The following is a 12578-nucleotide window of genomic DNA, read 5'->3' as shown; positions in this document are numbered from 1 at the left end:
GATCGGCAAATGACTATAATTGTGGTGTATGATGGTAAAAATGAAAGGACATAACACAATGGAGATTACCAAAACCAAGCGGGATAAATTTATTTTTTTCCTTATCGTGCTGCAACCAATAATTGACATCATTACTTCCATATCAAGCTACTATGGCATGGCAATAACAATCGGATCATTATCCCGAGCGCTGATTATGGCAGGATTAGTTGTCTATATTTTTCGTTATTTATTCCGTTACAAACGGGCGATGATTTTACCATTTGCTGTTTCGTATGCGCCAATTTTACTGATGCTGATCGTTAATGGTTTACAAAAAACACCTGTAGCCTATTTTCAGGAAATTAATTTTGCAATCAAAACAAGTTATTATCTTGTCATGATTCATGCATCAATCATTCTTTTACAGCAAAGAATAATAAACAAAGCACTCCTTTACCAGTCCGCTGCAGTCGTTAGCCTTATCGTTGGGATTAGCTATTGGCTGGCCATTATGACAGGGACAAGCATCGACAGCTATCGGCATGGAAGCGTCGGGTTTTCCGGTTGGTTTTTCTCGGCAAATGAATTAAGTGTGATTGTTATTGTATTGCTTAGCTTAAGTCTTGTTTACCTTTGGTATGAGCAGAGATTCCGTACATGGCTCGCCTTCATTTTGATGGTGAGTATGGTACCGATGATCGGGACAAAAACTGCTTTTTTTGGGGGCTTGTTCATCGTTTTGGCAGGTGTTTTGTATGTGTTGTTTACCTTTCGATTCCGTATAGTAAGGGAGAAAAGTGCCTTATTCTTTCTCAGCATTGTTGTCTTGTTCGTATGTTGCATTCCATTATCGCCGATTTTTTTCAATACCAAGCAAATGGATTACGTCACGGATGTCGAGCATACGGAACAAGTTACAGATCCAAATAGGACAAGTGGATTGGTCGGGAAGATTTTAAGCTCTCGGGATATCTATTTACAGCAAACAAAAGCAGATTATACGGAAGCTACCAACACCCGAAAATTATTCGGGCTGGGATATGCCGGTGACTACACCGAGGCTCCCAAGTTGATTGAAATGGACTTTTTTGACCTTTTTTTCGGGTATGGGGTAATTGGCAGCATTTTATTGGTTATGCCGCTTATTTATCTGATAACCCAGCTGTTAAAAGGAATTTTCCCGTTGAATATACGTAAATTCCTCTTGGTATTAACACTTGGGTTATGTCTAGGGATTGCCTTTTTGGCTGGTCATGTGCTATTCGCGCCGTCCGTGATGTCATATGTAACTATTTGTATTTTAGGATTAGGAATGGAAAATGTTGAGGTGAACAAAGATGGCGTTACCTAATTTAGTAAGTATTATCGTACCCGTATATAACGCAGAGAAATACCTCAGCAGATGCATCAGCAGTATTTTAAATCAAACGCACAAGCTGATTGAGGTGATTCTGGTCAATGATGGCTCGACCGATGACAGCGGGGCCATTTGTGATCGTTACGCAAAATGGGATCGCCGTGTTCAGGTGATCCATCAGCAAAACGCTGGTCCATCCGTTGCCCGTAATACTGGCATTGCAGCTGCAAGTGGCGACTATATCCAGTTTGTTGATGGCGATGATTGCATTGATTCGACAATGACCGCCCGCCTTGTAGAAGCTATGAAAAATGAGGTTCAGCTTGTTATTTGTGGGTATAAAATGATGCATAGAAGAATGACATCGGCGATAATCCCATCGATTCCCGGCGTTTATGCAAATGCTGCCTTTTTAAAGCATGTCGGTGAGCTTTATAAAAACATCCTGCTCCCCTCACCTTGTAATAAACTGTATGATGCAGCCGTTATCAACGATTACGATATTCGCTTTGACAAGCATTTTACCATGGGTGAGGATCTTTTGTTTAATCTCGCTTACCTTAATGTTTGCGACCGGATTCACATCATTCGTGATACATTGTACAACTATTGTATGAACCATAACTCGCTGACAAAGGTTTTTAAAGAGGATTTAATGGAAAATCAACAAGTATTAATTGGACGTGTACAGGATTTTTTGCAGAGAAAGAATTGCTACACGGGTGATAATCATTATTTTCTGGCGATCATTCAAGCCAATGGAATTGTGAATGGTCTTAACAATTTGTTTCACCAGCATAGCAGCCTGACACCAAGGCAGAAAAAAGCTGCGATCGCGACCATCATTTCTGCTGATAATGTGAAGCATGCCCATTTTTCGGATACGCTGCAATCCCGGCTGGTCGGAAGTATGATTGAGCACAAATCAGTAAATGGAATATATCTGTTTTTTGTGGTAAAAAATATGCTCCATCAGCGACTGCACCCACTATTTTATTTGCTGAAACGGATGAATTTGTCTTCTTGAACAAATGAAGTTCTTTTTTTAAAAAACACTGGGATATTCGCCAAGTGCCTTTATTTTAAATCCCTGTTCTGCATTTTATTTGTGATATGTCGCATTCCACATTCCGCATTCGTTTCGCAAGTGCTTCTGTTCTGTCTAGTGGTTCGCTAGCACTTACGGTGACAAGTAAAGCATATTTTTATCTTGTCCCTCCTCACGTGATGTAAGCCTGATGACCTAAGATTCAAACCTCTTTCTTACTTCTGTCTGAAATTTTTTCTGAGTTTCAAATTTCTTTTTTTCTTCCTTCTGAAACTCCTCCAAGAATGTGAACTTCTCTCTCACTTCTTCTTGGAACTATTCCTGTGTAAGTTTTTCTCCTGACTTCCAGCTTCTCCAGTTAACATTTCCTGGTATCCGTCACCCCTTCCATTTTCTCATCCAAAACTATTCTGACATCTATTATAGGTATCGATCATTCGTTTTCAACACCTTTCATGTCTAAACATGTTCATTTTGTGCAATCATGTTAGATAGGGGCGAGCCCCAAGAATGAGGAATGATTAACATGAAAAAGGTAATGATTTACGCCTACACACAATTTAATTTAGGTGATGATTTATTTATAAAAATTTTATGCGAACGTTATCCGGACACAACCTTCATGCTTTACGCACCGAGCGGCTATAAACAAACTTTTAAAGAACTGGCAAATATCCGGATTATTCCCAGTGACAAATTAATATTCAAAGGACTAAATTTTCTTTTCCGCCGCTTTCATATATACAGTTTTACACGCCGGCTAATCGCTAAATCATGTACTATGGCCATCCAAATCGGGGGTTCCCTGTTCATCCAAGGGGAAAATTGGCGAGAGGAACTAAACCATAACAAAACAATGCAGCTGAAGGACAAGCCTTTTTTTCTGTTAGGGGCAAACTTCGGGCCTTTTTCTGACAAAGCGTTCTTCAAGGAATATAAAGAACTGTTTCGCACTTATACCGACATCTGTTTTCGTGAAAACTACTCCTATGACCTTTTCAGCGATTTACCGCAAGTACGGATGGCGGATGATATTATTTTTCAACTAAAAGAACCCGCTACAGCCAAGCAGGAAAAAAGGGTTGTCCTATCTGTCATCAAACCTTCCATTCGCAAACATTTAGCTGGCTGCGACACCGTTTATTATCAAAAGATGACAGAGATCGCTGTCTTTTTCATAGAGAAAGGATATCATGTCACACTGATGGCTTTTTGCGGAATGGAGAAGGATGACGAGGCTGTGGAAATGATTATGGGGCAAATCCCGCCAGGCTATAAAAACAGTATTACAAAGCATTTTTATCGATCTAATATCGATGAAACACTAAACCTGCTAGCAACATCCAGTTTCATAGTTGCCTCAAGGTTTCATGCTATGATTCTCGGCTGGGTCATGAATAAGAGAGTATTCCCAATCGTTTACAGCAACAAAATGACCAATGTAATGCAGGATGCGGGATTTACTGGGGCTTATACAGATTTCAGCACAATCCAAACGCTCGAAGCTGAAGCTGTTTTTGCGAGTATGCAAACAAACATAATGGATGTTACGCAACAAGTGAAATGTGCGGAAAAACAATTTGAAGTGCTCGATCATTATTTAAAGAAGGATTAGAAAGAGGAGACGCGCTTGCTTATCATTCACAAACCTGAAGTTCTCACAGAAAAGGATAGGGGAATCATTCGTGCCCTACTAGAAATAGGTGATAAAAAGGATTTTCTCTGGTTCTCCGTACCAAAGCAATACAAGGATTACCTGACGTACGAAAGAGGGGACTCTTTTTTGGTAGGATTGCTGCTGCTCGCCATGAAACAGGGTCAGGATATTAAACTCCATTTTCCCATTTCAGAGCGTCTCTATTATACGCTGACGAACTATTTAATAAAGGCACTAACAATTGCCATGCCTCATTTAACCCAAATATCGATTATCCATAATGGGTTGGAAAGTGCTCCAATCAAAACGATCGGTGCGGTCGGGACAGGCTTTTCTGCAGGTGTTGATTCGTTTTGCACCGTTTATGAGCACCTCATGGATGAATGCCCGGAATCGTTAAAATTGACGCATTTTACGTTCCATAACGCCGGCTCAAATGGTGACTTTGGCGGTGAGAATGCCAGAACCCTTTTTAAGGAAAGACTAAAATTGGTAACACCGTTCTGTAACGAGAAGGAAATGGACATGATCCCCATCGATTCCAACATAAGTGAAGTGCTCAACATGGATTACGTGCCGTCCCATACAATCCGAAATGCCGCTTGCATACTCGCCTTGCAGAAGTTATTCCGTTATTACTATTATTCATCAGGCAGACAGTTCCAGCACTTCGAATTAAGCCCGACAATTGGGGCATCCTATGATATTTTGACGCTGAATATGCTATCGACAGAATCGTTAACATTTTTTTCAACCGGTTCAAGCTATTCCCGGGTCGAGAAGACAAAAATAGTTGCCAATTATGAACCGACCTACCGCTATTTGAATGTATGCACGAACGGGGATGCAGCAAATTGCTCGACATGTGAAAAATGTCTCCGTACCATGCTGACCTTCGATGTAATGGGAAAACTGCAGCTGTATGAAAAGGTGTTTGATCTTAAAAAATACCAGTACCGAAAAACTGGCTATATTGCACAAGTTTTAGCAACTCTCAAAAGCGAGCAATATTCCAGGGAGATTTACCAGGAAATGAAGCGCTATAACTATAAAATTCCCGCTGCATCCGTCATGCTGACACCTTACTACCTACTTAAATTCTCCGTTAAGAAGGTACTGACGAAACTCAGGATAATAGGATAGGGTAACAATATAGAACGGACTCAAGGTTATTGCCCAGGCCTGATCGCGCGGGATTTGAGATGATCACGCGAGTTCCAATTTGTCGCACTGGATTTCTGACCGGAGAGCGGGAACTTCAGCCGGGGAGCAGGATCTTCGGCCGGTGAGCGGGAACTTCAGCCGGTGAGCAGGAAATTTCAGCCGGAGAGCGGGATCTTCGGCCGGTGAGCAGGAACTTCAGCCCATGAGCAGAAACTTCGGCCGGTGGGCGGAAACTTCGGCCGGTGAGCGAGAACTTCAGCCCGTGAGCTGGAAACTTCAGCCGGTGAACGGAAACTTCGGCCGGTGAGCGAGAACTTCAGCCGGTGAGCAGGAAATTTCAGCCGGTGAGCGGGATCTTCGGCCGGTGATCAGGAAACTTCGGCCGGTGAGCGGGAAACTTCGACCGATGAGCAGGAACTTCAGCCCGTGAACGGAAACTTCGGCCGATGAGCGGAAATTTCAGCCGGTGAGCTGGAACTTCAACCCGTGAACTGGAACATCAACCGGAGAACGCAAGCATCGACCGGAAAGACTGATCATTCGAGTTTCTTGATCTGATGCGCGAGCTCCTTGGCTTAGCGTGCGAATTCCGATTTTAATTACGTTACTCTTAAAAAATCTTTTATCTTAAAAGGAAAGACGTAGCATGGCAAATGGAACGAAATTGTTAAAGGATACATTACTTTACTCGGTAGCTAATTTCGGCTCAAAAATATTGGTCTTTTTGATGCTGCCGTTGTATACCCATTATTTCACCACGGCCGAATACGGCTTGTGGGACATCGTTGTAACAACAGCGACATTGCTGGCACCATTTATTACATTTGAATTAGTTGCAGCAGTTTACCGGTGGTTGCTTGAAGAGAACGCGAAAGCAGCGAAACAAAGCATTATCACATCAGGTGCGGTCACCATCCTCCGCAATCTGCTGATTTTTAATGTTCTCACTGTATTCCTGTTCGTTTTTATTTCTGTCCCCTACGGCTGGGAAGCACTTGCATTTATTGATGTTTCGGTTTTCACCAGTTTTATGCAGCAATGTGCAAGAGGGTTGGGCTTTAATAAGCTTTTTGCCCTTATCGGCATCGTGCAAACTGCCATCACGGTAACGTTAAATCTTATTTTCATCCTCATCCTGGATTTGCGACTTGAGGCGTTTTTTTACTCAGCCATTATAGCCGGGATATGTGTTGTGGTTATGGCCTGGATTGCTATGGGCTTCGGTCGTTATCTTTCTCTGAAGGCTTATTCCAAAAAGCTTGTTAAATCCTTTCTTGTTTACTCAATCCCGATCATACCTGGTGCGGCCAGCTGGTGGGTGATGACGATGTCGGACAGGTATTTTATAACGATCTTTTTGGGGATGGATGATAACGGCATTTATGCGATCGCCAATAAAATTCCCGCTGTCCTGCTAATGGTAAGCTCGGTTTTTTCGCTTGCCTGGAAGGATAGTGCTATCGTAGAGTTCGAATCGGCTGACAAAAATGAATACTACTCCAAGGTTTTCCGACACTTTTTCCGTTTGATGACAACTGCAGTCATTTGCCTAACGCTACTGACAAAACCTGTTCTGGCACTCTTTATTGCGGGTGACTTTTACAGTTCATGGAAATATATCGGCATTTTGTTGCTCGCAACGCTGGTAAGTTCCTTTTCCCAGTTTTGGGGAGCAGGCTATCATGGAGCCAGAAAAACGAATCTCATTTTCGTATCGTCGCTTGTTGGTGCTATTGTGAATGTGCTCGTCAATTTGCTGCTAATCCGGTATATCGGGTTATATGCAGTAGCGATTTCTACTTTTTTGGCCTTTTTAGTGATGTGGTTGATGAGGGTGTATTTTGCTGGCAGCTATTTTACTATCCGCATCAATTATCGCGATATGCTGATATTGCTGCCAGTAATGGCGGCTGCAATTATTGTCCCATTTATCTTTGACTGGGTCGGAATCGCGATAAGCATTTGTTTAGGAATACTCTTATTTTTCATGTACAACTGGAGGATGATGATGATGGTGTTTCAAAATATGAAAGAGATGGTTGTTAGGCGGCTGGGGAAAGCAAATGGAGGATGATTATCGGCAGAAGTGTTAAACTTCTAATTAAAGAGACTCCACAGTAAATCTGGGAGTCCCTTTTATGGATGGTATAGAGCTTGTCAGCCAGTATTCCCTGTCAAAGGTGTCATACGGTTGCGACATGGTCAGGGTTTGTCAAATAAAGTGTGTAAGTTAATATTTATTCATCTAATAGATGCTTAATCAAGATACTACAACGTTTCACGCAATCGCTCAATCTCTTCCTTTTCCAAATGGGTTACTTCCGCAATTAGTTCAACCGACATCCCTTTCCTTAACATTTCAAGGGCTACTTCCTTGATACCAATCTGCTTGCCAATTTCTCTACCAATCTCCTTACCAACCTTCTCTCCGATTTCCTTTCCTTTGGCAATTCCCCGCTCCTCATACGAAATCGGCAGCTCCATAATCTTATCAGCGTTATCCAGTTGTTTGATCTCTTCCATTACCGCTTCCTCCTGCCTTTCGGTTAATTTTAAATACGTTTCGAAAAAACCGTATATCAGCCTTTGCCGCGCCGGATCCAATTCCATCCTGGCCATCATTTTAAGGAATTCAACCTGGACCTGCACTTTTTCATCATCTTTATAATCCATTTTACTGAGTAATGCAGCTGCGGCTGGGTTATTCGATCTAATGTAATTTTTCCAATCCCTTTTACGTAAATGTAGTGTCATGTAATGAAATGATAATACATGAAAGAAAGGGAATTCCATCGTGTATAGGTTTCTTTCCCACTTTTCCTCATAACTGAAAACAGCAATTGGAATAATGGGCTTCCTATATTTATTATATAACAAACTAAAATAATGGAACATTCGCTCATGAAAGTTGTCTTGCTTACTATTCTGCGGTTCAATGTGAATGATAATAACTGTATCCGTTCCTTTCAGTTTGGTTTCCACCACAATATCCAGTCTTCGTGTTTTTCCTTGCACTAAATCTGTATAAACTTCCTCAGAAAATGGTTTAATGGATTGAAAATCAATGTTTTGGTGAACGTCGGGAAAAAAGGCTTCTAAAAAATCGTCGAAAAATGTGTGAATTAACTGTTTGAATAGTTGGTCATGCTTCGTGTAGCCGTGGGGTTTTTCTTTTATCAGCGTTGGGGGTAACATGATAGCACATCCTTTGCGAGGGTATGAGGCAGGAACAAGGGGAGTTATTTCTAAAATTAATATATCAGAACATTTCACCAAAGACAAGTGCTTATCTATTTTCTTCATTCCAAAACCAAGCCCCGTTATCTCCATTTCAAGAAATAACAGGGCGCCAACCAATTTTTCATTCATTACTTCAACGTTATTTTTTCAATGCTCCTGCCGCCTTAACACGAATCCTTGTTGCATTTCCCGGCAAATAAGCAAGTGGAACATCTTCCAGATCGACAATCACAAGATCATCAGGATCAGCACCTGCTACAATTGCTTCATTACGGGCCATTTCTTTAGCAGCCTCAATGGTTTCTTTCCGACCAAGCTCATCCATTGCAAAAATTTTCTCGATTTGACCACTGACCTGTGAAATAGCAGAGCCAATCGCATTTGCAACGCCAAAGTTAGCTGGACAAATGACTTCCGAAGCGCCTTTTAACGTATCTGGAAGTAAAATGCTCCCTCCACCAACTAAAATAACTGGTACAGGCTCAGCACTTGTTTTCATTTTATCCAGTGCCTCTTCCACCATATGCACCATTTTGGAATAGATACGCTCTAACAGTGTCATGTCCAAATGCGCAACTTTTGATGGATCCCCTAGCTCAGCTTTTCCTAATCCGACAATCACATCTGTTGCCGTTAACATATCCCCGCCAAAAATAAGGGCTTTTTCAGAAAGCTGGTGACCAACACTGCTTGGTCCAATCTGGAATGTTTTGTCGTCCTGAACTTGAATAATTGTTCCACCACCAAGTCCGACAGACATGATATCCGGCATCCGAAAATTGGTGCGTACCCCGCCGATTTCAACCGCTAATGATGATTGACGCGGGAAGGCATTTGTTAACACACCAATGTCTGTCGTGGTCCCGCCGACATCAATGACTAAGGCATCTGATATATTCGATAAATAAGACGCTCCCCGCAAACTATTTGTCGGTCCACAAGCAATTGTTAGAATTGGATAGCGAACCGTGTATTCCACCGACATGAGTGTACCATCATTTTGGCCAAAGAAAACCTTCGCATCTATATTTTCTTCCTTTAATGCATTGATAAATCCGTTTGCTGTTGTTCTTGCCACTTCCACAACTGCTGCATTTAAGATCGTTGCATTTTCACGTTCCAATAGCCCGACATTGCCAATTTCACTTGATAAGGAAACCGCCACATCTTCGCCAAGCACCTTTTGGATTATCTCAGCAGCACGTTGTTCATGTTGATTGGAAACGGGTGAAAAAACTGATGTAATAGCAATAGAATCGACTTTCCCCTTTAATTCATTGGCTATTCGATATAGCTGCTTTTCATCAAGTTCGGTTATTTCACGTCCGTCAAATTCATGACCCCCGCGAACAATATACATGTATTTTCCTAAAATAGCCTTCAGGTCCTCCGGTACACCAATCAGGGGCTTAACGGATAATGTCGCTGGTGCACCGATCCGAATGACGGCAACTTTATTAAGCCGCTTCCGTTCCACAATGGCATTGGTGCAATGGGTTGTACCTAACATCGCGTAATTAATCTCCTCAACCGGTACGCGGGAAACAGCTACCACTTCCTTCAATGCCTGATAAATTCCGCTGCTAACATCTTCAGTTGTAGGGGCTTTCGTTTCTGCTATAACGTTATACGCTTCATCCAAGATGACAGCATCTGTATGTGTTCCGCCTACATCGATTCCAATGCGATAACTTGGCATTATGCTTCCTCCTTATCTGCAAGCTTTTCAACTGGTGTGTAATCTACATCATACCCGAAATAGCGCGGGCCGGTTGTTTCGATCCCTTTTGTCGTCCGCCATTTAGGATGACAAGGCAGGCCAACTACAACACAGCGGGCTCCATATCGCAATCCTTCTGTCGTAATCGACATTCCCGTATCAGAATCAAGAACTGCAATTAAGTCTGGCGTCATGCATAAAACTTTCTCCTTTGTTTCGGCTAAAAGATGCTCATTTTGGAATCGTAAATACAGCTCTTCGTGTTGATATGCTTCCATACCTTCAATCGTTGCAACCCCACGGGCAAACCCTGTTTCCGTTTTACGATCAATGTCCGTAACTTTACCTTTGAACAATTTATAGCCATTGGTCAGCTTTAACACTTCCGTAATTGGGTCTTCGTTTCGCTGCTTGGCCTCGCGAATTGATCGCCCGATTTTTTCCTCTAACAAGAGTGTATCGGGAATTCCGCTTCGCTTGACGGTTTGCCCATCCATTGGATAAATCGACAGCATTACCGATCCACCCGTTTCAATTGTCGCACTACGGGCAATCCGTTCTGCCCATACATTGTTAACCGTATTAAGCAAGGAATGATTCCCTTTTTCATCAGCAAGAACCATTGGCGTAGCTGAAACACCTTCCAAATAGAAGGTCACCATCTGCAGCTCAGGAAATGCTCGTCCCATCCCGTCCGCATCAACGACCGGCAGTCCTAACCTTGCTGCTAACACAAAAGGTAACATGGAGTTAACGCCGCCAGCTTCAATCGGCATGGTTGCAAAAATCTTTTTCCCAAGGTATGTCTCCAAGGATTGAAAAGCACCAATAGCTTCTTCTCCGCTTGGCACCTTTTCGACCATGACAGTTGGCGCCCCCATTGATGCAGAAGGAACAATTAAGGCATCATCAGGTACTTCGTCAACCGACAATACTTTAACTGGTCCATTATCTTCAATTGCCTGAAGCGCCATTAGTTTCCCAATATAAGGGTCACCGCCACCCCCTGTTCCTAAAAGAGCAGCACCAATTGCAATATCTTCTATCTCTTGTTTACCAATTAATCTCATGAAGCATTTCCTCCTTTAACCTGTGATTGCGAGACTAATTTTTCTGCCCTGGATTTGCTAACCAATTTCCCTGCGATAAGCTGTAACACAAACGCAACTAAGAAAGCATCAAATCCCGATGCACCGGTTATGGTAAACCAGCCAAATCCAGTTGGGACAGCTGTTGTCATGAAAGCAATCACCACAGCAATTATCCAAATAAGCACACTGGTAATTTCCACATTTTTAATTTCCGCTAGCTTTGTAAAGTTATATTTTCTGTGATTTATAATGAAATCAGCTACGTAAATCCCGCCTACAGGAGGAATAAACGCACTCAGGAAATTCAAAAACGGAATAAAATTATCGTAAATTCCTGCTAATGCCATCCCTGTACCAATGACCCCTGCCGAAATCGTGAGGACTGATTTAGGTATTTTCGGAAAAATCGTTGAAAATCCTAATGCCGATGAGTACAAATTGTTATCATTTGTAGTCCACTGTGCCAGTATCAAAATAAGCAGTGCTGCCGTTCCCCAGCCAAGACCAAGCATAATCTCCACGATATCTACCTTGGTGGTCGCCTTGGCCAGGATGGCGGCAATAATTAATACAATACTAAATCCGATAAAATATCCAACAAACGACGAGATGACCGCATCTTTTGTTGATCGTGCATACCGTGATATATCCGGTCCGATAATGGCTCCAATCGCCAGCGATCCAATGATCAACGATACCGCCGAGCCAAATGTTAAAGGATCACCAATAATCGGTGCCTGAGCTATTTTCGCAAATGATTGCCCGCCCACTACTTTAACCAGCGAGCTAATCAATAAGATTGCCAGCAGCGGTACAGCCAAAAGGCTTAATTTTTCGATTGCCTTATAGCCGATAAATGCAGTGGTAGTCATCAAAATACCACCAATGATGACGAGGATAAAGGCTGGAATATGAATATTTAAGCCATCAATCAATACATTCCCGCAAGCTGCTTCCGAACAAGTCAAGCTGGACACCAAACCAGCCAAATAAAGCAAGCGCTATAATAATGGAAACGGCGTATGATCCATATCTGCCTAAAGCAAATCGGGATACTAACGCCGTCGACAATCCTGTTTTAGCCCCAACTACACAACATAAAGCACTAAGTATTGCCAAAATAAACGAACCAATGAATGAAGCAATAATTGCCTCCGATAAAGGTAAGCCCGCCCCAAGTGTTCCACCAAGGACAATAGCGGATAAAGCAACAATTCCGCCAATCCATACAAAGGACAATTTCCCCCACCCTTTTCGTTTTTCCTGGGGTACTGGTTCCAGCTCATAATCCTGGACCAAGTCAAATCGATTTGCCATGA

At 42.4% G+C, this 12578-nt stretch carries 8 protein-coding genes and 1 pseudogene; 5 read left to right on the top strand and 4 right to left on the bottom strand.

Features of this window, described 5'->3' with window-relative positions; translation table 11 throughout:
- The first annotated feature begins 40 nt into the window (after window positions 1-40).
- From CZ382_RS16635 to CZ382_RS16615, 5 genes are all read left to right on the top strand, one after another.
- Complete coding sequence (locus tag CZ382_RS16635) at window positions 41-1333, top strand: O-antigen ligase family protein (protein WP_235000457.1); 1293 nt, start codon at window positions 41-43, stop codon at window positions 1331-1333.
- Window positions 1320-2366, top strand: coding sequence for a glycosyltransferase family 2 protein (locus tag CZ382_RS16630; protein WP_088052330.1), 1047 nt, complete (start codon window positions 1320-1322; stop codon window positions 2364-2366). Before CZ382_RS16635 ends, CZ382_RS16630 begins: the two co-directional genes overlap by 14 nt.
- A gap of 547 nt (window positions 2367-2913) precedes the next feature.
- A complete protein-coding gene (locus CZ382_RS16625) occupies window positions 2914-4002 on the top strand; it encodes a polysaccharide pyruvyl transferase family protein (RefSeq protein WP_159457820.1) in 1089 nt (362 codons plus the stop codon).
- Between the two features lie 15 nt (window positions 4003-4017).
- Window positions 4018-5187 (top strand): hypothetical protein, encoded by a 1170-nt coding sequence (locus CZ382_RS16620; RefSeq protein ID WP_088052328.1) that lies wholly within the window; start codon window positions 4018-4020, stop codon window positions 5185-5187.
- A 667-nt stretch (window positions 5188-5854) separates the two neighbouring features.
- Window positions 5855-7282: an oligosaccharide flippase family protein gene (locus CZ382_RS16615; protein WP_088052327.1), complete on the top strand. Its 1428-nt coding sequence runs from the start codon at window positions 5855-5857 to the stop codon at window positions 7280-7282.
- Window positions 7283-7476: 194 nt separating this feature from the next.
- Here CZ382_RS16615 and CZ382_RS16610 read toward each other — a convergent pair whose 3' ends face one another.
- The 4 genes and pseudogenes from CZ382_RS16610 to CZ382_RS16595 all read right to left on the bottom strand — a co-directional run bounded on the left by CZ382_RS16610 (window position 7477) and on the right by CZ382_RS16595 (window position 12576).
- Window positions 7477-8403 (bottom strand): RpnC/YadD family protein, encoded by a 927-nt coding sequence (locus CZ382_RS16610; RefSeq protein WP_088053508.1) that lies wholly within the window; start codon window positions 8401-8403, stop codon window positions 7477-7479.
- 184 nt (window positions 8404-8587) lie between these two features.
- Window positions 8588-10147 carry a hydantoinase/oxoprolinase family protein gene (locus tag CZ382_RS16605; RefSeq protein ID WP_088052326.1) on the bottom strand — a complete coding sequence of 520 codons (1560 nt, stop codon included), beginning with the start codon at window positions 10145-10147 and terminating at the stop codon, window positions 8588-8590.
- Window positions 10147-11238, bottom strand: a complete 1092-nt coding sequence (locus tag CZ382_RS16600) for a DUF917 domain-containing protein (RefSeq protein ID WP_088052325.1) — start codon at window positions 11236-11238, stop codon at window positions 10147-10149. Before CZ382_RS16600 ends, CZ382_RS16605 begins: the two co-directional genes overlap by 1 nt.
- A pseudogene (locus tag CZ382_RS16595) lies at window positions 11235-12576 on the bottom strand (purine-cytosine permease family protein). The gene CZ382_RS16600 and the pseudogene CZ382_RS16595 overlap by 4 nt, the downstream one beginning before the upstream one ends.
- Between the last annotated feature and the right edge of the window lie 2 nt (window positions 12577-12578).

The organism is Virgibacillus dakarensis, assembly GCF_900155625.1.
GTDB classification, from domain to species: Bacteria; Bacillota; Bacilli; order Bacillales; family Amphibacillaceae; genus Lentibacillus_C; species Lentibacillus_C populi.
The sequence above is the reverse complement of the archived record's forward strand: the minus strand, read 5'-3'. Positions and strand labels throughout refer to the sequence as shown.